Below are 26,658 nucleotides of genomic sequence, written 5' to 3'. Positions count from 1 at the left end.
TTTCATAATACGAAATTATGTTTTAAATCCAATATAATATAAGTCCCAGTATAAAATCTAGTCATTCTGTGAAATTTCCTATTTAAAAAATAAAAATATTCAACATGAAAAAAAGCCATTCATGCTTGAATGGCTTTTTATTGAGTGATAACGCTTAGATGATCTAGCGCGGGAAAAATTGAGCCAAACGTTGATAAATAATCTGCTCGGCATCCTGCATGATATTGTCAATCAGCGCCTGACAGGTCGGAATATCATGAATCAATCCCATCACCTGTCCAGCGGTCAGTACGCCCGCATCTACATCGCCATTTTCCAGCGCAAGCTTGCCTTTTAAACCACTGACATAGGGACGAATCTGTTCAAACTCCAGACCTGGATCTTCACTCATTTTCACCACCAGCTCAGATACTGCATTTTTGGCAACACGCGCAGTATTTCTAAACTGCCGATACAGTAGATGTGTCGCCCTTTCATCATTGTCGACATAAAACTGTTTGATGTTCGGATGGATTGGCGCTTCCTGAGTCGCACAAAAGCGTGTGCCCATATTGATGCCTTCTGCACCCAAAGCCAATGCTGCGACCAGACCACGACCATCAGCAAAACCGCCACTGGCCACAATCGGTACAGTAAGCTGATCTGCTGCCGCAGGAATCAGGATCAGGCCAGGAATATCATCTTCACCCGGATGCCCGGCACATTCAAAACCGTCAATCGAGATCACGTCCGCACCGATTCTTTGCGCTGAAAGTGCATGACGAACCGAGGTACATTTATGAATCACAATGATGCCATGCTGTTTAAATGCCTCAATATGTTCGTGTGGCTTATTGCCTGCTGTTTCTACGATCTTGATACCGCTTTCAATAATGGCCTGTCGATATTCGGCATACGGCGGCGGATTCACAGCGGGTAATAAAGTCAGATTCACCGCAAAAGGCTGATCAGTCATGTCACGGCAACGTGCAATTTCCTTGACCAGTGCTTCTGGCGTTGGTTGCGTTAGTGCCGTTAATGTTCCCAAGCCGCCAGCATTAGATACAGCACTGGCCATTTCCGCTGTACCGACCCACATCATGCCACCCTGAATAATCGGATAGCGAATCCCTAAAAGCTCGGTTATACGGGTCTGAATGTTCATGCAAGCTCTCCTTAGCATCCGGTAAATTGTGCAGGGCGTTTTTCGAAAAAAGCCTGGACGCCTTCTTTATAATCCTGACTGTTTAGCGCCAGATATTGCAGGTTTTGTTCCAGCTCCAGTTGCTGGTCGATGGTATTTTCAGCACTGCGTTGCAAGGCCTGTTTGGTTAAAGCCAGTGCATAAGTCGGCTGTTGTGCCAGTCGCTGTGTAATGTCGTCGATATAAACATCAAATTCTGTATCTGGAAGCATTTTCCAGATCATGCCCATTTCGGCAGCCTCTTTGGCATGTAAGGGTTCACCGAGTAAAGTCAGTGCCATGGCACGTGCATAACCGATTAAATGTGGCAACATCCAGGTGCCACCAGCATCGGGAATCAAGCCGATTTTGGAAAAGGCCTGAATAAATCGGGCACTTTCCTTGGCAATGACCAGATCACAGGCCAGCGCGATATTGGCACCTGCACCGGCAGCAACTCCATTTACTGCTGCAATCACCGGTTTGGGACTCTCACGGATCAGCTTAATCAAGGGATTATAATATTTGGCCAGCGAACCTTGTGGTGGCAAAGGCACCTTGCCGAGCTGTCCGGCACGTTCTTTTAAGTTCTGTCCCGCTGAAAAGGCCCGACCATTGCCACGAATCACAATCACCCGTATATCCGGATCTGTATTCCAGCTTTTCAGCACCTGCTGCACTTCCTCATGCATTTTCCGGTTAAAACTGTTAAGTGACTCCGGGCGGTTAAAGCTTAAAGTCGCGATGCCTTGCTGAACCTGAGTTTGAATCGTATCCCACATTCGCAATCTCCTTATTTTTATCTGTATCCCTACAATTAATAACCTTTGTTGACATCTACCTGATGACACAACTCCAGACCCTGCTTGAAACGGCGGTCATTCTCCAGAATCTGTTCCACCACTACCGACATCGGCGCATGTGAGGCCACATGTGGGGTTACGATAATTTTTTCATGCTGCCAGAATGGATGCTCGGCAGGCAGTGGCTCCTGTTCAAACACATCGACAATTGCACCTCGTAGATGACCTGAATCCAGCACCTTCAATAAATCCTGTTCGATTAAATGCTGGCCTCTCCCGACCTGAATGAGAGCTGCCTGTTCAGGGAGTTGCTGGAATAATTCAGTAGATAGAATGCCGGTATTCTCTTCTGTAAGTGGCAACAGGTTAATCAGGATCTGGCTTTGAGCCAGGAAATCGGACAACTGTTCTGAATCGACATAGCTTTTAACCTGTTTAATCTCTTTCGGGGAATTGGCCCAGCCCGAGACCTGATAGCCCATGTCGGCAAAACGTTCTGCTACATAAGCCCCCATATGCCCAAGGCCCATAATTCCGATCTGGATATGCTGGCTATAACTCTGACGATACTGCTTCCATAGCTGCTGCTTTTGTTGCTGAATCATGCAGTCAAAATAACGCTGAAAATACAGCACACCCCAAAGCAGATAATCAAACATGCCTTTTTGATGATGCGGATCGAGTACCCGGCACACGGCTTGATCCGGTCGTATCTCATTCAAGTTTAAATGCTCGACCCCGGCCGCAATCGAATGGATCAGGCCAAGTTTTGGAAGCTGCTGCAATTTCTCCAGATCTGGAAACCAGCAGGCGGCCGTGGTCGCCTGCTCTGCTTCCGAGCTGTCCACTGTACAAAAACTGTCCTCAGGGGCATATTTCTGAAAAGACTTGACCAGAATGGCTTCAATGTTCGGCACAGTACTGGAAATCACAATCATGATGCATACTCCGTATATTGATGCTCAATCAGGGATAAAGCAGCCTGCCAGGCACGCTGTAAAATCGGTTCTACCAACGGACTGGCGAACTGTTTGGCGGTTTTAATCCGCACGTCTTCACTTGGATAATGTAATTCAGCACCGCCACTTAAAGCCTTGACCTGTGCCTGACAGGCGCGCTCCAGAAAATAAATTTCATGAAAAGCCCGTGCAATGGTTTCGCCAGCCGTTAATAAGCCATGATTACGTAAAATCATGGCACGATGACCAGCTAAATCCTCAATCAGGCGTTCCTGCTCATCTGTTGACAGTGCCACGCCTTCATACTCGTGATAGGCCAACTGCTGATAAAATTTCAGCGCATGCTGGGAAATTGGCAGAAGTCCATGTTTCTGGGCAGAAACGGCTATCCCATCTGCGGTATGTGTATGAATGACGCAATTCAGATGAGGATGTGCTTCGTGAATTGCGGAGTGGATCACGAAGCCAGCCATATTCACCGGCTTGTCCTGTTCATAGCTTTCTACGACCTGTCCTGCATGATTGATCTTGACCAGCGTTGAGGCACGCATTTTTTCAAAAGCGACGCCATACTGATTAATCAGAAAGCAGTCTGGCTGATCGGGCACTCTTAAACTGATATGGGTATCAATCAGGTCGGTCATCCGGTAATGCGCAATAATGCGATAAAGCGCTGCAAGCTCACAACGTGCCTGCCATTCAGCATCTGTAACCAGAGTTTTTATTGTCATGATTCCATCCTGGAAAAATATAGCATTTTGATCACTATCTGTTATATCATAATTTTAGAAAAACAGAATATTATTTCATAAGGCGAAATAAATCATTACAAGGAGTTGCTATGCCAACATCACAATTAAACGGACTTGAATATCTCACTGCCATCAAGAATGGGGAAATTTCCAGTTCAGCCATGAGTGAAATTATTCCCATGCATCTAACGTTGGTGCGTGAGAACTATGTGGAATATGAAGTACGCCCCGATCAGCGCCATTACAATTTACAAGGTGGGATTCATGGCGGTTTTTGTGCAACGGTTTTAGACAGTGCGACCGGTGCTGCCGTGCATACGACGGTTGATGCCGGGGTAAGTTTTTCGACCATCGATCTGAATGTGAAAATGCTGAAAGCCATGAAAAGTGGTGAAACCTATACTGCCATTGGTGAAGTCATCCGGATCGGACGTAATGTACTCACTTCAGAAGGCCGGATTGTCGATAAAGAAGGTAAAGTTTATGCCTTTGGTTCAGCGACTTTATTGGTGACTGGACGCAAATAGTCTTTGAACTGATTTAAACATTCCCTGCATGTGCAGGGATTTTTATTTCTCTATCTATATAAATAGCGCAATAAAAAATGCCATGCATATCATCTATACATGGCATGAAGGTGATAACTCAAGCGGTTAAGCTGCTTCAGGGTTTTCAATCACCATTGCCAAGCCTTGACCCAGACCAATACACAGGCTGATCACGGCATATTTTTTACCGGTACGCTGTAACTGACGCGCAACGGTTAAAGCCAAACGCGCACCCGAACAGCCCAGTGGATGGCCAATCGCAATTCCGCCACCATTTGGGTTGACACGCGGATCATCAAAAGCAACATCCAGACCTTTCAGGCAAGATAATACCTGGCTAGCAAATGCTTCATTGATCTCGATAATGTCCATATCATCTAGCGTCAAACCAGCACGTTTTACGGCTTTTTTGATCGCTTCAATTGGACCCGCACCCATGATGCGTGGCTCAATGCCAGCGGCTGCAGAAGACAGGATACGTGCTAAAGGTTTTAAGCCGTACTGTTCCTGAACTTTTTCACTGCCGATCATCAGTGCTGCAGCGCCGTCATTGATACCTGATGCATTCCCCGCAGTCACCACCCCACCTTCAAATAGCGGTTTTAACTTGGATAATGCTTCAAATGTTGAAGAAGCACGTGGATGCTCATCTTCAGTGACCTGTTTAGGCGGCAATTTTCGTCCTTGAGAAACTTCAATTGGAGTAATTTCACCTGCAAAGAAACCTGCTTCTTTTGCTGCCTGATATTTTGCCTGTGATGCAGCGGCGAAAGTATCTGCCTGTTCACGTGAAATACCAAATTCTTCAGCCACATTATCACCAGTTTCCGGCATGCTGTGTGCGCCAAACTGTTCAGTGAATTTACGGTTCGGAAAACGGGTACCAATGGTCGTATCATAAATTTTGGCCTCACGTGAATACGCGCTTTCTGCTTTACCCATCACAAAAGGTGCACGTGACATGCTTTCTACACCACCGGCAATATACAGCTCACCTTCGCCTGCGGTAATCGCGCGCGCCGAATCAATCACTGCCCCTAGACCCGAAGCACATAGACGGTTGATGGTCTGTCCGGGCACAGTGACCGGCATACCGGCTAACAATGCTGCAAAACGTGCCACATTACGGCTATCTTCACCGGCCTGATTGGTGCTGCCAAAGATGACATCTTCTACATCTGCTGCCGGAATACCGGTTTTTTCCAGCAGATTTCTAATTACGGTTGCTGCCAGATCATCTGGACGGACACTTGCCAGACTTCCTGCATGGCGACCGATTGGTGAACGTAAACCATCATAAATATATGCATTTAACATGAGTGTTATTCCTTTAACTTTTTAATTAATGTGTAGTATGAACAAGAGGTAGACCAAGCTGAACACGGCGTCGCAACCAAGGACTTGGACGGTAACGCTGGTCACGGGTAATCGCAGTCATGCGATCCAGAATTTTCAGAATTTTTTCAGCACCCAGCACATCCCCCCATTCAATTGGACCATATGGATAGCCAAGACCTAATTTCACCGCGATATTGATATCCTCTACCGTTGCAACGCCTTGCTGGGCAATATCACAGCCGAGATTCACAATCATTGCCAAAGCACGTTGAGCCACAAAGCCGACGCTTTCCTGAATTACGCTGGCGGTCACACCATCCAGATTAAAAATCGATTGTGCGGCATGAGTCAGTTCAGGCTTGGTCACAAGAGTTGGCATTAAAGTGCGATGTTTATTCAGACCATAGAGCAGGTCGATGCAGACCACTTGCTGAGGTGTCACCTGATAACGGACAGCGGCTGAAGTTGCATCTTCACCATAAGTGGCAATTAAGATTAAGGCATCTGCCGAAGGTGTTTCAGTTTGTTCGATCTGAATATTGAACTGTTGCAGATACTGCTCAAGCGCCTGACGATCTTCACTATATTCTGTGCCTAGCCAGACTGCTGGATAGTGATCGAGCTTTTCAACCAGTGTTGGAGCCACATCACCTACTTTGCTACCTGAAGTGTAATCATAGAATCCTTTACCGGTTTTACGACCTAACTGATTGGCAATAAAACGCTGACGGGTAATCACGCTTGGACGGTAACGTGCTTCTTCATAATACTGGTGATAAATCGATTCACTCACCGGATGCGATACATCCATACCGGTCAGATCGCCTAACTCGAATGGCCCCATCTTGAAACCGATTCCATCGCGGTAAATCCGGTCAATCTCATAAAATGGCGTGACATTTTCATTCAGAATGGCATAGGCTTCACTGCCAAAGGCCCGACCGGCATGGTTAATGATAAATCCTGGGGTATCTTTGGCTTTGACCGGGCGATGTCCCATCTTGGTAGATAATTGAGTCAAGGCTTGCACAATATCAGCGCGGGTATTGAAGCCTTCAATCACTTCCACCACTTTCATCAGTGGTACCGGATTAAAAAAATGATAGCCGGCCACACGTTCCGGCTGACTGCAATTGGCAGCAATGGCACTGATCGATAATGAAGAGGTATTCGATGCCAGAATGGCTTCCGGTTTTACAAGCGCTTCCAGTTGCTGCATCAGCTTTTGCTTGATTTCCAGATTTTCGATAATCGCTTCAACAATCAGATCACAATCTTTCAAGTCTTCTAGCTGCTGCGCGATTGATAAATGGGCAATATCTTCAGCTGCTTTTTCGTGGCTAAACTTGCCTTTATCGGCCAGTGTATTCAGTGTTTTAGCCAGTTTTTCCTGCGCCTGTTCGGCTGCACCGGCTTTGGCATCAAATAACACCACATCATGCCCAGACTGAATGGCAATCTGGGCAATGCCTGCACCCATGGTGCCGACACCAATAATACCGATTTTCTGAATTTGAATGCTCATGCTTATCGTCCCTGATAATTCGGTTTACGTTTTTCAATAAAGGCCTGCATGCCTTCTTTCTGGTCTTCTGAAGAGAACAGCATCTGGAAGGATTTACGTTCTAGCATCAGTCCAGCATTGAGTGGCACATCTTCAGCCAGTAAAGCCACTTCCTTGATTTGTTCAAGCGCGATTGGCGGCATTTTTGCCAGACCTTCAGCCATCTTGATTGCTGTTGCCAAGGTTTCGCTGTCTTCCGTTACTTGAGATACCAAGCCAATCTGATACGCTTCCGGTGCAGGTACCAGACAACCCGTCATGATAATGCGCATCGCATGGAATTTACCCACGGCACGGAATAAACGCTGTGTGCCACCTGCACCCGGCATTACCCCTACTTTGACTTCAGGCTGACCGAACTGGGCACTTTTTCCGGCAATGATAATGTCCGCATGCATCGCCAGTTCACAGCCACCACCCAATGCATAACCGTTTACTGCTGCAATCACCGGCTTTGAACACTGTGCAATGGCTTGCCAGTAACGCTCGGTACGACGTTGCATCATCTGGATGGTTTCTGCATTTGCCAGTTCTTTAAGATCAGCACCTGCAGCGAAGTCAGTTTCACCACCAGTGAGAATAATGGCACGGATATTTTCATCGTCATTCAGTTGTAGAAAAGCCGCAGCCAATTTCTGACGCACTTCTGTATTCAGGGCATTTTTAGCTTCTGGACGATGGATTTTAACCATCGCTACATGTGCCGAGATTTGCTCTACTTGAACTACCTGTTCCATTAAAATCTCCATTTATTTTGTATAGCGAAATTTTATTTTATATTAAAACTACGGTTTCTAAGTGCATAAATCAAGGATTTTTAACTCCAAAATTCAAAAAAGTTATTTTTTACTAAAAATAGAGTAAAAACTCTTGTTCAGTTGGTTATTTTATGATTAATTGATTTCGCAATACGGAATTAATCATTTATAACTGATTTTGGTTATTCATTTATGCAAATATTAACCACAATGCAAAATAAAAGAATTAATTTCTGTCATAAGGATACTACGTTGTTCAGTGATTTTTCATCCCGGATAAAACGGAAAGATCAGATCCAACCTGATCGTAACAGGGCGAATGCGCACAGACGCTTAGACCTTAGATGAGGAAAATGCTTTTCCGTGAGGAAGAAAATGGATTTAGCGGTAGCAGAGGAAATGCTACTTTTAATTTATAGAGGATATAAGAATGACAAGCGATACCATCGTAGCTGAGGAAACCAAAACGGGAGTCTCCTCTGACGGCACCGTTAAACAGGCACCTAAACGCCTGTGGATGACGGCCTTTGCCTTTGCTTTTTTGATTTTACTATGTGACGGTGCAGACATTGGTATTCTGGCTTTCAGCTTGACCAGTCTGAAAGCGGAATGGGGACTGACTTCTGTACAGGCCGGCGCCTTGGGAAGTTATTCTCTTTTGGGTATGGGAATTGGTGGCTTTGTCGGTGGATGGGCTTGTGACAAGTTTGGACGCGTACGTGTCATCGTATTAGCAACCATCGCCTTCTCAATTTTATCTGCCTATTCAGGTTTTGCCCAATCTTATACTGAGTTTGCAATTCTACGTACGCTTTCCTGCTTGGGTTTAGGCTGTTTATATATTGCCTGTAATACCCTGATGTCAGAATACGTACCGACCAAATACCGTACCACCGTACTGGCAACATTAATGACCGGTTTCACTTTAGGTTCTCTGGTCATCACCATGCTTTCAGGCTGGATCATTCCTGAATTCGGTTGGCGTATGCTGTACTGGATCACAATTGCTCCATTAGCTTTGGGTATCCTGATGCACTTTATGGTGCCAGAGCCAGAATCATGGAAGCGTGTCCGTGAAATGAAAAGAACTGGTCAGATTGTGGATAACGATGCCAAAAAGGGCAATCCATACATCACCATTCTTAAAGACAAGACCCATGGCAAGATGTTCATCCTGTGGTCTTTCAGCTCCGGGTTCCTGTTATTTGGTTACTTCGGTGTAAGTAACTGGTTGCCAAGTTATCTTGAAGCTGAACTAGGCATCAAGTTTAAAGAAATGGCGTTATACATGGTAGGTACCTTTATCACCATGATGTTCGCCAAAATCATTGCAGGCTATGTGGCTGACAAAATTGGTCGCCGTATCGTATTTGCTTTCGGCACCATGGGAACAGCGCTATTTATTCCTGTCGTAGTGTATATGCATACCGCCGATAACATTGGCGTTCTCATGCTGATCTTCGGCTTCCTGTATGGTATTCCATATGCGATTAACGCAACCTATCTCACTGAAAGCTTCCCGACTGGCGTTCGTGGTACTGCCGTAGGCGGTGCGTTCAACATTGGCCGTATCGGTGCGATCTTCGCGCCAATTACCATTGGCTATCTGGCGATGCAAGGTTCGATTGGTACAGGCTTGATGGTGATGGGTGCAGCATACTTCCTGTGCGGCTTGATTCCAGCCCTGTTTATTAAAGACCGTTTATACGATCCGCAAAAAGCAGAATAAGTTTTAAATCAGGAGAGCTGTGTATTTACGGCTCTCCTGAATCCAAATTTCATGACTTTAATATCGAATCCATATGCTTTGATCTGAACAGGATGTTTCTGGGTTGAACGAGACTCGTATTCATCATTCAAAAGTCAAAAACTCTGCATTGCGCAATAAGAGCAACATTAAGGAAAGATTTTCCTTCTTAGATATCAGAAAATTTCTTTAGGGATTAAGAAATGAAAAAATTAGTTTTAGCGACACTATGTGGCATTGCTTCAGCACAGACATTTTCAGCAGAAGCATCTGAAGACCGGATGCAGTTCTTAGAATCACAGTTAAAGCAAATCCAGGCCGAACTGGAACAGCAAAAAGCCGCGCAACTTGCGTTAAAGAATCAGCAGGAAGAAGCCAAAGCACAAGATTCTAAAACCTTGAGTTCGATGGTGGATAATGTCGATGTTTATGGATTGATTCGCTTTGATGGCGCAGTCGATTTCAAAAGTACCACTGAAGCTCGTGGCCGTACCATTAACCAGATCAATAAAGTCCCTTTTACTGAACCTGACTCTACCCGCTCAGATTTTACTGCAGCTGCCAGCCGAATTGGTTTCCTGGCAAAAGACCTCGGTGGAAACCCAAATGTTTCTGCTCGTTTAGAAGCTGATTTCTGGACCAATAATGGTAAAGGCGATGGTGGATTACGAGTTCGTCATGCCCACTTAAAATACTATAACTGGACATTTGGTCAGGCCTGGTCACTGATGTCTACACCAGAAATCAGTACCGAAGCTGTCGACTACAGTTTATTGCTAGGTGGATCAGTTCTACGTACGCCTCAAGTCAGCTATGCTTTCAAACTTGATCCGGAAAATACCTGGAATGTCGGTCTGGAGTACATGGCCGGTGGTGATCGTTCTTCTGCCTTGCCTGCTTTAACCACTAAATATGTTCATCAATCAGGCCCGCTGCATTTATTAGCTCAAGGCTTTGTCAATCAAAAGCAGGCGCAAACTGATACAGGTGATATTGAAAAAGTTGGTTGGGGTGTAGGTCTTGGTGGACGTTATCATCTCGATGATCAAAACTCGATCCAGGGTAACTATTTCCATATGGTCGGCGACCAGCGTATTGCCGCTTTCCTGACCCAAGGCTCAACAACCGATGGGGCTGCCTGGGGTGGAGATTATTCAGTCGATCCAATCAATAACGAACTATTGCTGAATGAGTTTAATAGTTTGAATATCGGCTTTACGCATAAATTTACGCCAAAACTACGTAGTAGCATTAATGCCAGCGTTGTAGATTTTGATGATTCCAGCGATTATGCCAAAGCCAATCCTGAAACCAATAAGCGCTTAACCGACTATGTGGCCAACGTGATCTACTCTCCTGTTCCAAAGATTAATCTGGGTGCAGAATATCATCATGGTAAGCGTGAAACCTTTGACAACAAGGAAGCAGATATTTCACGTATCAACCTCTCTGCCAACTATAGTTTTTAAAGCCTCAGGAGACAAGGATGTCAGCCCAAGGGCAAATTTCACGCCGTTTCATGTTCATGATGGCAATGACCTGCGCACTCTGCGCAGGTTGTAACTATTTTAACCAGCCCTTGATTTATTCTATCGCAGAGGATCTTCAGATCAGTGTAGCTCAGTCTGGCTGGACTGTGGTTTTAACCCAGATTGGCTATGCCACCGGGTTATTTTTGTTTGTCCCCTTGGGAGATTTATTCGAAAAACGGCTGTATATCTGCAGTTTGATGTTCTGTACCGGACTGGCGCTTATTGGGCTTTCTGCCAGCACCAATCTGCATATGTTATACGGCTTTACCCTGCTCGCCTCTTTTTGTTCGATCACCACTCAGATTCTGATTCCTTTTGCTGCCAACCTGTCTCAGCGAGAAAAAAGTTCTGAAGTGGTCGGTCTGCTGATGAGTGGTGTATTGGTCGGCATCCTGTTTGCCCGAACTGTATCAGGATTAATTTCTACCTTATGGTCTTGGCATGCCGTATACCTATTAAGTGGCTGCTCTATCCTGTTGCTCAGTATCGCCATGTGGTATCAGTTACCCAAAGCGAAAAGCCAGTTGCAGATGAATATATTGCAAATTTATCGCTCACTATTTACCTTTGCCCGAACAGAACCCATGCTGATCCGGCGGAGTATGATCGGAGGTTTGGGCTTTGGCATGCTGAGTATTATCTTTACGACCATGACCTTCATTCTGGCTGAAGCACCTTATCATTTTAATGATTTCCAGATTGGTCTCATGGGTATTGTGGGGGTGATCGGCATCTGGTCCTCTCAGTGGACCGGTAAAATGATTGGCAGGCATCGGGAAAAATGGATTGCACATCTGGCCACGTGCGGACTGATTCTGGCCTGGATTCCTTTATTCTTTGCCCAGAATTATTTATGGATTTATATTTTGGGGTTAATTCTGGCTTATTTCGGAATTTCCTGTTTGCATGTCTTGAACCAGAATCTGGTCTATCGAATTTCAATGCAGGCTCGCTCGCGGATTAATGCCATCTATATGACCTGTTATTTTTCTGGTGCCGGTCTGGGTGCATTTTTATCGCTGCATTTATGGAAAAGCTATGGCTGGTCTGCCTGTGTCATTTTAGGTTTTATTTTTGCCGTGTTGATCTTTGTGATTAACTATTATGATTTAAACCAAGAAAGAAATTTAGCCAATATTCAGCCTGAGCCCTAAATACTGTCAAAAACCTTTGAGGGATTAAAAAGCTTATTTTTTATCCCGCTTTCTATACCAAGTGCAAATTCTAAAGATAATACGCTCATAAAATAGAAAAATTCTTGAAGTCTGTTTAACGTTTCCTTTCTATCTGAAAAGCGGTTGAAAATATTGATATCATAACTTTTTAGAGTTAATTCAACTTATCATTTTCCATCGCGAGATAAACAGACTTCAATTCAGTTAAAGGCGCAGGTTTTGCATAAAAGAAGCCTTGTAGCAGATCACAGCCCTGTTGATAGAGCAAACTGGCCTGACTTAAGGTTTCGACACCTTCTGCAACAACTTCCAAATCCAGCTGATGTGCCAAGTGAATAATCGATTGCACAATTGCAGCATCCTGACCGTCGAGGGCCAGCTCTTCAATAAAACTACGGTCTAACTTGATTTGATTGATCGGCAAGCGACGCAGATAACTGAGACTCGAATAACCTGTGCCAAAGTCATCAATGGCAACCTGTACACCTAAAGCACGCACCGCTTTCAAAATTTCTATGGTTCGATCTGCGCCATTAATGATGACACCTTCCGTAATTTCAATTTTAAGTAATTCTGGCGGTAATTGGCTGAGTTGAAGCGCATGTTCAAGCACCTGCAAAAAGCCTGCTCTACGGAATTGCAAAGGAGAAATATTCACCGATACTGTGATCTGGCTATTATGCGTCTTGTTCCACTCGGCAATATCTAAACAAGCCTTTTCCAATACCCATTGACCTACGCTAATAATCTGCCCGGTTCTTTCTGCAAGCGGAATAAAAATCGCTGGGGAAATATAACCCTGCTGCGGATGGCACCAACGGATTAAAGCTTCTACACCTGTCACCAGCCCAGTTTCAGGATGAATCAGCGGCTGATAGAACAGGTCAAAATTTTCCTGATTGATCGCTTCCATGAGTTCCAGACGCAGATTGGTATAGTCTATTTCTGCGACAGGTTGCATTCTGGTTTTTTCATACCACTGCCACATATTACGACCTTGTCTTTTAGCTTCCTGCATCGCCAAAACAGACTGATAGATCAATTCAGAAGAATGATGGATTGAACTGTCATCTGCCACGATACCAATACTGGCACTTAAATGGATTTTGTACTGATCGACGATAAACAGCATGGAAAGAAGATCAAGAATTTCTCCGGCGATCGCCTCGACTTCAGTGTGCTCATCTGTCCCTGAGAGCAGTAAAATAAATTCATCTTCAGCAAAGCGGCATAGCACATTATTGCCTTGAACAAATTTTTGCAGCCGCTCGCCCACACTTTTGAGAATCTGGTCACCCACCAGATGACCTAAGCTGTCATTGATATTTTTAAAATCATCCAGATCTATATACAGCAAGACTAAAGGTTGTGAGCTCTCGTGCTGTGCTTCAAAAATATTTTCCAGAATCTGTTTGAATGCATGCTGGTTCGGTAAACCGGTTAAATGATCATGGGTATGCTGATGCTGAATATATTCTTCGTGAATACGTTGCTGGGTAATATCTTCCTGAATTCCTAAAAAATGGGTGCAGGTTCCTGTCTGGTCAAAAATAGGACCTATGGTTAAACGATTCCAGAACCAGCTACCATCTTTACAGTAACTTTTTATAGTCACCTGAATTTCTTTTTGTTCTTTGACCGCTTGCTTGAGTAATGCAATCTGATCCGGATCAGTATCTGGACCCTGTAAGAAAAAGCAGCTTTGCCCTAGCACTTCTGCTGCTGTATAACCGGTGAGCTTTAGAAAAGCCGGATTCACATACACCATTAGTCTTTCTTCAGAAACATCGGTAATAAAAAGACTATTTGGACTAGCCTCTACTCCACGTTTTAATAATCGTAGAGACTCCTTGTTTTTACGCGATACAGTAATATCTCGTGCAATGCCAATAATACCGGTGACTTTCTGGTTTTGAATAATCGGTAAATTGGTCAGATCCAGCCATAAGATATCGCCTGCAACATGATAAATTGGAAGTTCATAATGTTGAGATTTACCTTGCGCCGCTTCTGAAAATGAAACGTTAGCAAGTTCATGGAATTCGGACGGTATGAAGGCACAATAGTGCTGACCATGAATTTGCGCTTTAGAAAAACCTGTAATTTCTTCGCAAGCAATATTGGTATTAAGCACATGTCCCTGTAGGTCAAGTTCAAAAATAATATCTGGATGATAGGTATAAAATGAGCTGTATTTTTCATTAAGCGCATGTCTTTTTTGACGTTCCTGATCAAGTTCGATCGCGAGAGCAACTAGTTTTGCCGCTTGCTGTAAAAGCTGAATATGATGTTCAGTCGGTATTTTGGTGTTCGATAATAGGTGGCAAACGTTCCGTATAAAATATCTGAAGCATTAATAATCGGCATAGACCAACAGCTAGACAATTTTTCTGCATTTACCAAAGCACGATAAGGCTGCCAGTTTGGGTCTTTCATTAAATTTGGACTAATGACCAACTGACGCAGGAAAGCAGCTACACCACACGAACCTTGATTTGGCCCAATTTTCAAATCTTGAATAGCATTACAGTACTCTTTTGAGAAGTGCTGTTTGCCGCTTATGACATTTAAAGTTTGGGTGTCGTCGTTATAGAGCATAATGGTGACAAGCGCATCTGGAATGCGCGATTCAAGCCACTGGCTAATGACATCAAGGATAGGTTTAAGTTCAGTATGGCGACCAATCAAATTAAAAATATGAAAAATTTCTTGATCATCACAATTATTATTCATTCAGAATATCACCTTCCTTAGCTTGTTAAAATTTTAGACTTATTCTTAAAATAATCATTAGCAAAAGTTTGTATTTATATCTTTAAAATACGGAAATATGGTCAATATTACGTGTATTTGATAATAATTCTAAAATTTAAAAATCACAGCCGAAGCTGTGATCTAAAACTATACTTTTACTCAATCAGAATATTGCGGACTTATTTTTTAGGCTGCTTGTTGACGACAGTCCACTAATTTACAGCCAGTCTGCCGTTGCAATTCTTCAAAACTTAAGCCATCTACTATTTCAATAACCTGAGCCTGGTTGTCTTTTAATTCAATCACACAGAGATCGGTATAAATACGGTTGACACAATGTTTACCTGTTAGAGGATAACTCAGTTCTTCAACAATTTTTGCTTCACCGTTTTTGGTCACATGCTCCATACAGACATAGACACATCGAGCACCCACTGCCAGATCCATCGCACCGCCTACAGCAGGTACAGCATCAGCATTACCAGTATGCCAGTTCGCCAAATCACCATTAATAGCAACTTGAAAAGCCCCCATGATACAGATATCCAGATGTCCGCCTCGCATAATATCGAAAGAGTCCGCAGAATTCATAAAACTGCCACCTTGCAACATGCTTACAAGTTCTTTGCCGGCGTTAATCAGGTCATCATCTGCCTGTTCAGGATCATTCAAGGCAGCAAAACCTAAAACGCCATTTTCCGAGTGCAGAATTACTCCTTGTTCAGGTTTTAAATAACCTGCTACACGTGTCGGCAAACCAATACCCAAATTCACAAAAGAGCCAGTTGGAATGTCTTGTGCAACTTTAGCTACAATCTGTTCACGTGTACGTTTTTGAATATTCATTATTTAATATCTCCAACCTTAACCACATGCTGTACAAAAATTCCCGGTGTTACAATAATCTCTGGATCAAGTTTTCCCAGTTCCACAATCTGATGGACTTGTGCAATGGTGGTTTTTGCTGCTTTGGCCATGATCGGACCAAAATTCCGTGCTGCCTTACGGTAGGTCAAGTTGCCCCACTGATCTGCCTGATTGGCATACACAAAGGCATAATCTGCATGAATCGGATATTCGAGCACATAATCTTTTCCATTGATATTTCGGGTTTCTTTACCTTCAGCAATTTTGGTACCAAAACCGGTTGGAGTAAAAACAGCTCCTAAACCTGCCCCGGCTGCCTGAATACGGCAGGCCAGATTACCCTGCGGCACCAGTTCCAGTTCAACTTTTCCTGCCTTGTACAGGTCTTCAAAGACGGTTGAGTTATTGGCCCGTGGGAATGAACAGATCATTTTTTTGACCAGTCCGGACAACAGCAGATTGGTTAGACCACGATCTCCGGAAGCTGCATTGTTGTTAATAATGGTTAAGTCTCTAGGACCAAGATCAATCAATGCTTCGATTAATTCTACCGGCTGACCTGCCAGGCCAAAACCACTGGTCATAATGTGTGCACCATCAGGAATTTGCTTGAGTACCGTCTCGATATCCTGCGTGATTTTATTCATCATATTGCTTCCTAGCATGTTCTATCTATATTGCAATTGCAGATTAATCTGCCTTTTGCGGATCAAATAAGCGGTCTTTAATAAAGAAAGCGGGTATCAGGCCGCAAAGAAAATAGGCAATCCCCATAATCAGTAAACCCGTACCAATTGAGCCTCCTTGAGCAAAATAGCCAATGGTAAGAGGTGCAAACACCGCACCCAGTCGGCCCACGTTATATGCACCACCCACTGCTGTTCCACGCACTTTGGTGGAGAAGCTTTCTGTCATGTAAGTCGCGTTAATACCGTATGGAATACCATAGAGAAAACCAAAAAATAACATCAGCCAGAGAATATTATCCGGCGTATTACCAAAGACAATCACAGGGATAAAAATCGCAGTACCCATGGTACCGAAAGCAAATACCGCACGACGGCCAATCCGGTCAGCGATAAAACCAGCAATAACTTTGGTACACATCATGATCAGAAAAGTTCCGATCATATACATGGTCATTTCTTTAAACTTGATTCCCAGATCAGTCTCTAAATAGGCCGGTAGCCAGTTGCTGACTCCATAATAGCCAAACTGTAAAAATGCGGTACTGAAGGACCAGAGGATAAACATGCGACGGCTGAGTGCATCTTCAAAAATCATTTTGAAAGTGTTCTTGGGCTTGTCCTGAACAATGCCACTGGCTTTTGCATCCAGGCGGGCCTGACGTGCTTCTAACCAGGCTTTCGGTTCAGGTACCAAGAAGTACATCGCGAAGGCCAGTACAATCGGAATAATGGCAATATAATAGAGGTATCGCCAGCCAAATTCAGGCAACAGCCATCCAGCCAGAACAGTTGCGACCACCGAGCCTAAAGTCCAGCCAGTCATGAGTGTTGCCAATACTGTAGAGCGATATTTGGTGGGTACATACTCTGCCATGAGGGTATTACAGGCAATATATAGAGCACCTAGTCCAATTGCAGACGTAAAGCGCAGCCATTTGAACTGATCATAACTTTCTACGAATCCCAACCAGAAGGTTAATGAAGAAAATAATGCAATGGCAATGACGATCACACGAACCCGGCCAAAACGGTCACAAGCCCAGCCACCAAAAAAACCGCCGATAGCCATGCCTGCAAGTGTCCAGCTTCCTAAGGCACCGGCCTGCATATTACTTAATGAAAACTCTTGTTTCAGACTGGTCAGACTGTAGGCTAATAATGCAATGTCAGCACCATCAACCAGTAATGCCAAAAATGAGAAGATAAAGGCCAGAATCCAGACTCTTTGCTTGGGTTCGTTTCCACCTTCCACTGGGTGTTGTTGTGAACTGATCGTATCCATAATGCTCTTTCTACTTTTTGGCACTCCTGTGCCTTTTTAAAACTCATATTTCACTTAATTATTTAGGTGAAATATAGAATATTTACTGATCATTACCACACTTGAACAAAGTGGTATGAAGATGATTTTCAAAGTTCTTGATAAATTTTCTCTGCAGAAATCACGTAGCAATACATTGAAAGATGTGATTAAGCACAATTCTTAAACCCGTAAAACAATCTAGCCAGCAATGCTGGCTAGAGGTTGATGTCAGGTTTAGTTGCAAAAGGCTGCAATTCCGGTTTGTGCACGACCTAAAATCAGGGCATGTACATCATGGGTACCTTCATAGGTATTTACCACTTCCAGATTAACCAGATGACGGGCCACACCGAATTCATCGCTAATGCCATTTCCACCCATCATGTCACGGGCCAAACGGGCAATATCCAGTGCCTTACCACAGTTATTGCGCTTGATCAGTGAAGTCCCTTCAACTGACGCGATACCTTCATCTTTCATGCGACCAAAACGTAATGCTACCTGTAAACCAAGGGCAATTTCAGTTTGCATATCGGCCAGTTTTTTCTGAATCAGCTGGTTTGCTGCCAATGGACGGCCAAACTGTTTACGGTCCATGGTGTATTGATGTGCGGTATGCCAGCAAAATTCTGCTGCGCCCATGGCACCCCAGGCAATCCCGTAACGGGCACTGTTCAGGCAGGTAAATGGACCTTTCAAGCCACGCACTTCTGGAAATGCATTTTCTTCCGGTACAAAGACGTTATCCATCACAATTTCACCGGTGATCGAGGCACGTAAACCGACTTTGCCATGGATCGCAGGTGCAGACAGCCCTTCCCAGCCTTTTTCCAGAATAAATCCGCGAATGTCACCGACATTACCTTCGGCAGAAACTTCTTTGGCCCAGACCACAAATACATCCGCGATCGGACTGTTGGTAATCCACATTTTTGCGCCGGTGAGACGGTAACCGCCATCCACTTTTTTGGCACGGGTAATCATGCTGCCCGGATCAGAACCATGATCCGGTTCAGTCAGGCCGAAGCAACCAATATATTCACCAGTCGCTAGTTTTAGTAAGTACTTCTGCTTTTGCTCTTCAGAACCAAATTCGTTAATCGGTACCATTACCAAGGAGCTTTGTACGCTGGCCATTGAACGATAACCTGAATCAACACGCTCAACTTCGCGTGCAATCAGACCATAGCTGACATAATTTAAACCGGCACCACCGTACTGTTCTGGAATGGTGGGACCCAGTAAACCAAGCTCGCCCATCTCACGAAAAATGGCCGGATCGGTTTTTTCATGGCGGAACTGTTCTAATACGCGTGGCATCAGCTTGTCCTGACAATATGCTGCTGCCGCATCACGGATCATACGTTCCTCTGAACTGAGCTGCTGTTCAATCAGGAACGGGTCTTGCCAATCAAATCTAGTTTTAGTCGTCATTTTTATATTTCCCTATTTTAAAAAATATATGTTTAGGCTGTGGCCTGTTTAATCATTTCACGTGCAATAATAATTTGCTGGATTTGTGTCGTTCCTTCATATAAACGGAACAAACGCACATCACGGTAAAAACGTTCAATTGAATATTCACTGATATAGCCTGCTCCACCATGAATCTGTAAACAGCGGTCAGCGACACGACCACACATTTCAGTGGCAAACATTTTGGCGCAAGAGGCTTCCGTCGTCACATTCTGACCGGCATCACGCAGTCGGGCTGCATCCAGTACCATACATTTGGCTGCATAAATTTCAGCTTTAGAGTCAGCCAACATGCCCTGAATCAGCTGAAAATTTGCAATAGCCTGACCAAACTGCTTGCGTTCTACCGCATAGTTTAAGGCATCTTCCAGCATACGCTCTGCCATACCCACGCTATAGCCGGCAATATGTAAACGGCCTTTGTCCAGAACGCGCATGGCCGTCTTGAAACCAACGCCTTCAACACCACCAATCAGCTGGTCTTTATGCACCCGGCAATTATCGAAAATAACATCGCAGGTATAAGAACCATGTTGACCCATTTTTTTATCAATTTTGCCTAGGCTCAAGCCTGGTGTGCCCGCTTCTACCAGAAATGCTGAAATGCCACTGGCGCCTTTGATTTCTGGATTGGTGCGTGCCATGACTGTAAATGTCGTTGCACGTGGCGCATTGGTAATAAAACGTTTGGTGCCATTTAAAACATAATAATCGCCATCTTTTACCGCATTGGTTTTTAAAGATGCAGCATCTGAACCGGAATCTGGCTCAGTCAAACAGAAAGAACCAATGATTTCGCCGGTTGCATAACGCGGTAAATATTTCTGTTTTTGCTCTTCTGTACCATCAATGACGATGCCACTTGAACCAATACCGTTGTTGGTCCCGATTAGAGAACGGAATGCAGCCGATGTCCGGCCCAATTCCATCGCAACCAGAATTTCCTCTTCCATGGTAATGCCTAAACCGCCGTATTCTTCTGGAATCGTCAGACCAAACAAACCCAGCTCTTTCATCTGTTCCACAATATGTTCAGGAATGGCATTGTTCTCTTCTACTTCATGTTCGAGAGGAACCAGTTCATTTTTTACAAAATCTCGAATCGTAGACAGAAGTTGATCGAGCATTTCCGGATCGCGAATCATATGAATCTCCATGTATATGGTCTGGGTAAATTCCTTTACCGTTTTATTTTTAGTTTCGTATTACGAAATAAATAACCATAAAAATAAAAATTCAGCAAGCAAATTCGTCAAAAAATTTATTTTTTATAAAAAAACGAAATTTATCTGGCTTTAAAATGGATTTAATATAGAATAATATTTCACAATACGAAATTATTGCTTTTTAAATTTCGCTTTACTAACGCTGCTTTCTATAAGGAGCTGACCAGAGATGAAAGCTTAAAAAGTGATAAAGTTTATTGTTTATTTAAAGGCTTTATTTTAAAAATAGCTCCACTATTTTTTGCAGTTATTTATTATGTATAGCAGCATTTAGACATGAGATAGAATAATATTTAGTCGTTACTCATATAATTCATCTACAATTTAAATGTTTTATTTTGTATCGTGAAATGAAGTTGCTATGATATTCCTTAATTTACTTTCTATTTCTGTAGACCATGACTAAAAATAAAACAGGTGAAATACCTAATTTTGATGAAATTCGCTTAGATCCAATCTCGCATATTCATCGCGAAAATAATCCACAGTTTATTGCCTCTATTGCCCGTGGCCTTGAGATTCTAAGATGTTTCTCTGCAACCAATCAGTTGTTGGGCAATCAAGAAATTGCACAAATGACCAATTTACCAAAACCAACTGTGGCGCGTATTACCAGCACTCTGGTTTCTTTAGGTTATTTAAAACAACTTCCAAATACGACTAAATATTTACTCGATGTCGGTGTACTGGCTCTGGGCTATTCTGCCTTAAGCAATATTTCTGCGCGAACCCAGGCCTATCCATTTATGGAAGAAATGTCACGTTATGCCCAGGCGCCAGTGGCAATGGCAACACGTGACCGTCTCAATATGATCTATCTGGAAGTGGTACATACAGATACGACTTTAACCATGCGCCGTTCAGTGGGTTCAACTTTACCAATTCATTCGAGTGCCATGGGGCGTGCATGTCTGGCGGCGATGGACGTGAAAGAACGTGAATATTTATTTGATGCCATTAAAAAAAGAAATGAAGATCAATGGACAACAATTAAACGAAATCTAGAACGCGCCATTCGCGATTATCAGGATTATGGTTATTGTTTATCTCTCGGAGACTGGGCCAAAGATGTGAACTCTGTGGCCGTTCCTTTGATTCATCCCAAACATGGTATTTTAACTTTTAACTGTGGTGCACCAAGTTATTTGCTAAATCAGGAAAAACTGGAAAATGAAATTGGCCCGCGTCTGATTCACATGGTGAATAGTATTGCCATGAACCTGAATAATATGTAAGTAAAACCTCTCATTCGGGCGGCTTAGGTCGCTCTTTTTATTTGTTGCAGCCAATAATAATTAAACCGTTTTCTAATATTGAACCGGATCTTTTCAATTCTATTCATTCTACAGCAATCCAAGACTCTCAAAATCTATCCCTATAAAAAACAAAAATTAGACTTCATAAGCCATCTGGATAATGCTATAAATATCGTATAGCGAAACTGGATTTTATATTATGGAAGATATAACAAGAGAATCGATGGAGTTTGACGTCGTCATCGTCGGCGCAGGCCCTGCAGGTCTATCTGCTGCGATCAAGATCCGTCAACTTGCAATTGAAAACAACTTAAATGATTTGTCCGTTTGTGTCGTAGAAAAAGGCTCCGAAGTCGGTGCACATATCCTGTCAGGTGCGGTACTTGAACCACGTGCCATCAATGAATTATTCCCGGACTGGAAAGATCAAGGCGCACCGCTCAATGTGCCGGTGACCGAAGATAAAACTTTCTTCCTGCTTTCAGATGAAAAATCACAAGAAGCCCCACACTGGATGGTGCCAAAAACCATGCATAACGATGGCAACTATGTCATCTCGCTGGGCAATGTGGTGCGCTGGTTAGGCCAGAAAGCGGAAGAACTGGAAGTCTCGATCTTTCCGGGCTTTGCCGCATCGGACATTCTGTATCATGCTGACGGTACCGTGAAAGGCATCCAGACCGGTGACATGGGCATTGGTAAAGATGGCGAACCAACGCATAACTTTACCCCGGGTTATGAACTGCATGCCAAATACACCATTTTTGCTGAAGGTTGTCGTGGCCACCTCGGTAAACGTCTGATCGAACAGTTCAACCTGGCCAAAGATGCAGATCCACAGCATTACGGTATCGGGATCAAAGAACTGTGGGAAATTGATCCGGCCAAGCACAAAGCGGGTCTGGTGATGCATGGTGCCGGCTGGCCACTCAATGAAACCGGCTCGAGTGGCGGCTGGTGGTTATACCATGCTGAAAATAATCAGGTGACTTTGGGCATGATCGTGGATCTGTCCTACACCAATCCGCATATGTATCCATTTATGGAAATGCAGCGCTGGAAAACCCATCCTCTGATTAAACAATATCTGGAAGGCGGCAAGCGTATTTCTTATGGCGCACGTGCCGTGACCAAAGGTGGCTTTAACTCACTGCCTAAATTTACCTTCCCGGGTGGCTCTTTAATTGGTGATGATGCAGGTTTCCTGAACTTTGCCAAAATCAAAGGTTCACATACGGCAATGAAGTCCGGCATGCTCTGCGGCGAAGCGGTATTTGAAGCGATTGCGGCTGGTGTGGAAAAAGGCGGTGATCTGGCGGTTGCGCGTGTAGTTGAAGGCGAAGATTTCTTTGTCAAAGAACTGACCGCCTATAAAGACAAGTTTGATGCAAGCTGGCTGAAAGAAGAGTTATATAACTCACGTAACTTTGGCCCGGCAATGCATAAATTCGGTCAATGGATCGGTGGTGCATTTAACTTCATTGATCAGAACGTGTTTAAAGTACCGTTTACCCTACATGATCTGGTACAAGACCATGCGGCACTGAAAACTCAGGCGGCTGAAACGTTTAAACCGAACTATCCTAAACCGGATGGCAAGCTGACCTTTGACCGTCTGTCTTCAGTATTTGTATCCAATACCGTACATGAAGAAAACCAGCCTGCGCATTTAAAGCTGACTGATGCTTCGATTCCGGTGGAAGTGAACTTACCGAAATGGGATGAGCCGGCACAGCGTTACTGCCCGGCAGGTGTATACGAAATCATGGAAAATAATGACGGTTCCAAGCGTTTCCAGATCAATGCAGCCAACTGTGTGCACTGCAAGACCTGTGATATTAAAGATCCGTCTCAGAACATCACCTGGGTAACACCGGAAGGTGGCGGTGGTCCAAACTATCCAAATATGTAATTTGGATAGTTCTTGTGAATTAAAAAAATATATCTATTTCTCTGATTCACTTACCCAATCTTGAAGCAGTTCGTACTAACTCTTCACTTTAATTTTTTAGGTAATCCCAGTTCTCTCGAGAGCTGGGATTAATAAATTTTAAAGTAAATCAAAATAAGCCTGTATCACTCTATCTATTGAAATGAGATAGAAAAATAATCTGGTTTATGTCGTGCTGAAAAAATGGCTGACCCGAAGCCGGATCAGCCATTTTAAAATCAGACCTGAACGACTAAAATTTGAGTCATTCAGGGAATTGATTTATTTTGCGACAAACTTGGCACGCGCAGCATGCAGTTTTTTATAGCTATCAATCAGGCGTAAATGACGATCCAGACCTTCAAGCTTCATGCTGGTTTCAGTCAGGCCATGGAAACGAAGCGTGCCTTCAACTGAAGCCATAACCGCATCCATACGTTCATCACCAAACATACGGCGGAAGTTGTGTGCATAATCTTCCAGCTCCATATCATCATCGAGCAATACTTCAAGCACGACATTCATGCATTGGTAGAACAGGCCACGTTCAACGGTATTGGTATTGAACTGCAAGAACTGCTCAACCAGATCCTTGGCTTCTTCAAATTGCTGTAAAGCGATATAAATCAAGAGTTTTAGCTCAAGAATAGTGAGCTGTCCCCATTCAGTATTTTCATCGAATTCAACCCCGATCAGGGTTTTGATTTCGGTATAATCATCCAGTTCGCATTCTTCCAGACGCTCTACCAGTGCTTCAAGCTGTTCTTCATCCAGACGATGCAAGTTCAGGATATCTTCACGGAATGCCAAAGCCTTGTTGGTATTGTCCCAGATCAGATCTTCGACCAGATAGATTTCAGAATAGCCTGGCACCAGGATACGACAAGCCGTTGCACCTAAATGTTGATAAACCGCCATATAGGCTTCATGACCGAGCTCTTCCAGAATGCCGAATAAAGCTGCAGCTTCATCTGCATTGGAGTTTTGGCCATGGTTGGTGAAATCCCATTCCACAAATTCATGATCTGCTTTGGCACTAAAGAAACGCCAAGACACCACACCGCTTGAATCGATAAAGTGTTCAACATAATTGTTCGGTTCAGTCACGGCATTTGAACTAAAGGTTGGTTTTGGCAGGTCATTCAGACCTTCAAAGCTACGACCTTGCAACAATTCAGTCAGGCTGCGTTCAAGTGCCACTTCAAAGTTTGGATGCGCACCAAAAGAGGCAAACACACCGCCGGTACGCGGGTTCATCAAGGTCACACACATTACCGGGAATTGACCGCCTAATGAGGCATCTTTGACCAGCACCGGGAAGCCCTGTTCCTCTAAACCTTTAATACCTTCAACGATTTTTGGATATTTCGCCAGCACCTGTTCAGGTACATCTGGTAAAGCCAGTTCACCTTCAATAATTTCACGCTTGACTGCACGTTCAAAGATTTCAGACAGACATTGCACCTGAGCTTCAGGCAAGGTATTCCCTGCACTCATCCCGTTACTCAAGTATAGATTTTCAATCAGATTCGATGGGAAATAAACCGTTTCACCATCGGAGTGACGTACAAATGGCAGTGAACAGATACCACGTTCAGTATTGCCCGAGTTGGTGTCATAAAGATGCGTACCCAATAACTCATCTTCAGGATCATAAATTTCAAGCGTATATTCGTCTAAGACTTCCTGCGGAAGTTCGCCATTTGGACCCGGCTTAAACCATTTTTCATCCGGATAATGTACAAATTCTGCATTGGCAATGTCTTCACCCCAGAACTGGTCATTATAGAAAAAGTTACAGTTCAAGCGCTCGATGAACTCGCCCAGTGCAGATGCCAGCGCACTTTCCTTGGTTGACCCTTTACCATTGGTAAAGCACATTGGCGACTGTGCATCACGAATATGCAATGACCATACATTTGGTACGATGTTGCGCCATGATGCGATTTCAATCTTCATGCCCAGACCGGCCAGAATGGCAGACATATTGGCAATGGTTTCTTCCAAAGGCAGATCTTTGCCCGGAATGAAGGTGCTGTTTGCCGAGGCCAGACTTGGCATTAACAAGGCTTGCGCATCGGCATCAATGCTTTCGACTTCTTCAATTACAAATTCAGGGCCAGTCTGAATAACTTTCTTGACGGTACAGCGATCAATCGAGCGCAAAATGCCTTGACGGTCTTTTTCTGAAATATCAGCTGGCAGTTCAACCTGAATTTTAAAAATCTGTTTATAACGGTTTTCAGGATCGACAATATTGTTTTGTGACAGGCGAATATTTTCGGTCGGAATATCACGTGCTGCACAATATACTTTGACAAAGTAGGCCGCACAAAGCGCCGATGAGGCCAGAAAATAATCGAATGGGCCGGGTGCAGAACCATCGCCTTTGTAGCGAATCGGTTGATCGGCAATCACCGTGAAGTCATCAAATTTGGCTTCTTGGCGCAGATTGTCGAGATAATTGACCTTGATTTCCATGTGGACACCTAAATGTTCTTATGTGCCGCCATGGACAAATAAGATGCTGAATCTGAATGTACAAGCCGAATCACGCAGGAGAACTTGACTTAAAAATAAATCAGGGTAATAACGTAGTCATGAGACTGCGGCGAACCCTTTAAGAATGGGCGCTATTATAGAGTCATTTGATGAAATTGATAACGTTTGTGACTTTTTCCGCGATATTTTCTATAAAGCTAAGAAATAGGAACAACATGAATCAACACATTTAAAATTTGTGACGATCCATGTGTTGCTTTTAATATCGAATGAGCGCTTCTGATGTAGCTTTAAGATATTTAAGACAGATAAAAATC

The 26,658-nt window shown here is 43.8% G+C and carries 19 protein-coding genes and 1 pseudogene; 6 read left to right on the top strand and 14 right to left on the bottom strand.

Features of this window, described 5'->3' with window-relative positions; genetic code table 11:
- Positions 1-163 precede the first annotated feature (163 nt).
- Genes FTT75_RS05110 through FTT75_RS05095 form a run of 4 tightly spaced genes read right to left on the bottom strand, consistent with a single transcriptional unit; the run spans position 164 to position 3,655 of the window.
- On the bottom strand, positions 164-1,144 hold the full coding sequence (locus tag FTT75_RS05110) for a nitronate monooxygenase family protein (RefSeq protein WP_100535106.1): 981 nt from the start codon (positions 1,142-1,144) through the stop codon (positions 164-166).
- Positions 1,145-1,155: 11 nt separating this feature from the next.
- Positions 1,156-1,944, bottom strand: a complete 789-nt coding sequence (locus FTT75_RS05105; RefSeq protein WP_180000070.1) for an enoyl-CoA hydratase-related protein — start codon at positions 1,942-1,944, stop codon at positions 1,156-1,158.
- A 35-nt stretch (positions 1,945-1,979) separates the two neighbouring features.
- The gene (locus FTT75_RS05100) at positions 1,980-2,903 is read right to left on the bottom strand and encodes a glyoxylate/hydroxypyruvate reductase A (RefSeq protein WP_180185994.1); all 924 of its coding nucleotides are present in this window, start codon (positions 2,901-2,903) and stop codon (positions 1,980-1,982) included.
- Positions 2,900-3,655, bottom strand: coding sequence for a class II aldolase/adducin family protein (locus FTT75_RS05095; RefSeq protein WP_100328625.1), 756 nt, complete (start codon positions 3,653-3,655; stop codon positions 2,900-2,902). Before FTT75_RS05095 ends, FTT75_RS05100 begins: the two co-directional genes overlap by 4 nt.
- 110 nt (positions 3,656-3,765) lie before the next feature.
- Here FTT75_RS05095 and FTT75_RS05090 point away from each other — a divergent pair, with 110 nt between their 5' ends.
- Positions 3,766-4,203 (top strand): PaaI family thioesterase, encoded by a 438-nt coding sequence (locus tag FTT75_RS05090; RefSeq protein ID WP_180185993.1) that lies wholly within the window; start codon positions 3,766-3,768, stop codon positions 4,201-4,203.
- Between the two features lie 126 nt (positions 4,204-4,329).
- On the opposite strand, the gene FTT75_RS05085 is transcribed toward FTT75_RS05090, so the two are convergent.
- From FTT75_RS05085 to FTT75_RS05075, 3 genes are read right to left on the bottom strand one after another with little or no spacing between them, the layout of a single operon-like run.
- Positions 4,330-5,541, bottom strand: a complete 1,212-nt coding sequence (locus FTT75_RS05085) for a 3-oxoadipyl-CoA thiolase (protein WP_005170929.1) — start codon at positions 5,539-5,541, stop codon at positions 4,330-4,332.
- A gap of 25 nt (positions 5,542-5,566) precedes the next feature.
- Positions 5,567-7,087, bottom strand: a complete 1,521-nt coding sequence (locus tag FTT75_RS05080; protein WP_180185992.1) for a 3-hydroxyacyl-CoA dehydrogenase — start codon at positions 7,085-7,087, stop codon at positions 5,567-5,569.
- Between the two features lie 2 nt (positions 7,088-7,089).
- A complete protein-coding gene (locus tag FTT75_RS05075) occupies positions 7,090-7,863 on the bottom strand; it encodes an enoyl-CoA hydratase (RefSeq protein ID WP_180039936.1) in 774 nt (257 codons plus the stop codon).
- A gap of 451 nt (positions 7,864-8,314) precedes the next feature.
- Here FTT75_RS05075 and FTT75_RS05070 point away from each other — a divergent pair, with 451 nt between their 5' ends.
- From FTT75_RS05070 to FTT75_RS05060, 3 genes are all read left to right on the top strand, one after another.
- Entirely contained in the window at positions 8,315-9,613 is a 1,299-nt protein-coding gene (locus tag FTT75_RS05070; protein ID WP_180185991.1) for an MFS transporter, read from the top strand.
- A 221-nt stretch (positions 9,614-9,834) separates the two neighbouring features.
- Complete coding sequence (locus FTT75_RS05065; RefSeq protein ID WP_180185990.1) at positions 9,835-11,100, top strand: DcaP family trimeric outer membrane transporter; 1,266 nt, start codon at positions 9,835-9,837, stop codon at positions 11,098-11,100.
- A 17-nt stretch (positions 11,101-11,117) separates the two neighbouring features.
- Positions 11,118-12,317 (top strand): MFS transporter, encoded by a 1,200-nt coding sequence (locus tag FTT75_RS05060; RefSeq protein ID WP_180185989.1) that lies wholly within the window; start codon positions 11,118-11,120, stop codon positions 12,315-12,317.
- A 175-nt stretch (positions 12,318-12,492) separates the two neighbouring features.
- Here the strand turns inward: FTT75_RS05060 and FTT75_RS05055 are convergent.
- The 6 genes and pseudogenes from FTT75_RS05055 to FTT75_RS05030 all read right to left on the bottom strand — a co-directional run bounded on the left by FTT75_RS05055 (position 12,493) and on the right by FTT75_RS05030 (position 20,572).
- Positions 12,493-15,071 (bottom strand): annotated as a pseudogene (locus FTT75_RS05055) (EAL domain-containing protein).
- Positions 15,072-15,278: 207 nt separating this feature from the next.
- Positions 15,279-15,938, bottom strand: coding sequence for a 3-oxoacid CoA-transferase subunit B (locus tag FTT75_RS05050; RefSeq protein WP_180185988.1), 660 nt, complete (start codon positions 15,936-15,938; stop codon positions 15,279-15,281).
- Positions 15,938-16,609 (bottom strand): 3-oxoacid CoA-transferase subunit A, encoded by a 672-nt coding sequence (locus FTT75_RS05045; protein WP_180185987.1) that lies wholly within the window; start codon positions 16,607-16,609, stop codon positions 15,938-15,940. The genes FTT75_RS05050 and FTT75_RS05045 overlap by 1 nt, the downstream gene beginning before the upstream one ends.
- A gap of 40 nt (positions 16,610-16,649) precedes the next feature.
- A complete protein-coding gene (locus tag FTT75_RS05040; RefSeq protein ID WP_180185986.1) occupies positions 16,650-17,930 on the bottom strand; it encodes an MFS transporter in 1,281 nt (426 codons plus the stop codon).
- 255 nt (positions 17,931-18,185) lie between these two features.
- The gene (locus FTT75_RS05035; RefSeq protein ID WP_180072724.1) at positions 18,186-19,385 is read right to left on the bottom strand and encodes an acyl-CoA dehydrogenase; all 1,200 of its coding nucleotides are present in this window, start codon (positions 19,383-19,385) and stop codon (positions 18,186-18,188) included.
- Positions 19,386-19,417: 32 nt separating this feature from the next.
- On the bottom strand, positions 19,418-20,572 hold the full coding sequence (locus FTT75_RS05030; RefSeq protein ID WP_074383164.1) for an acyl-CoA dehydrogenase family protein: 1,155 nt from the start codon (positions 20,570-20,572) through the stop codon (positions 19,418-19,420).
- Positions 20,573-21,051: 479 nt separating this feature from the next.
- Here FTT75_RS05030 and FTT75_RS05025 point away from each other — a divergent pair, with 479 nt between their 5' ends.
- Positions 21,052-21,888, top strand: coding sequence for an IclR family transcriptional regulator (locus FTT75_RS05025; protein WP_005170895.1), 837 nt, complete (start codon positions 21,052-21,054; stop codon positions 21,886-21,888).
- A gap of 220 nt (positions 21,889-22,108) precedes the next feature.
- Positions 22,109-23,821, top strand: coding sequence for an electron transfer flavoprotein-ubiquinone oxidoreductase (locus tag FTT75_RS05020; RefSeq protein WP_074382773.1), 1,713 nt, complete (start codon positions 22,109-22,111; stop codon positions 23,819-23,821).
- 300 nt (positions 23,822-24,121) lie between these two features.
- Here FTT75_RS05020 and FTT75_RS05015 read toward each other — a convergent pair whose 3' ends face one another.
- Positions 24,122-26,320 (bottom strand): OsmC domain/YcaO domain-containing protein, encoded by a 2,199-nt coding sequence (locus FTT75_RS05015; protein ID WP_100354826.1) that lies wholly within the window; start codon positions 26,318-26,320, stop codon positions 24,122-24,124.
- Between the last annotated feature and the right edge of the window lie 338 nt (positions 26,321-26,658).

Origin of the sequence: Acinetobacter sp. YH01008 (assembly GCF_013420435.1) — a bacterium.
In the GTDB taxonomy this organism is placed as follows: domain Bacteria; phylum Pseudomonadota; class Gammaproteobacteria; order Pseudomonadales; family Moraxellaceae; genus Acinetobacter; species Acinetobacter pseudolwoffii.
Note: the sequence above shows the minus strand (reverse complement) of the source record. Positions and strands in the feature narration are given on the sequence as shown.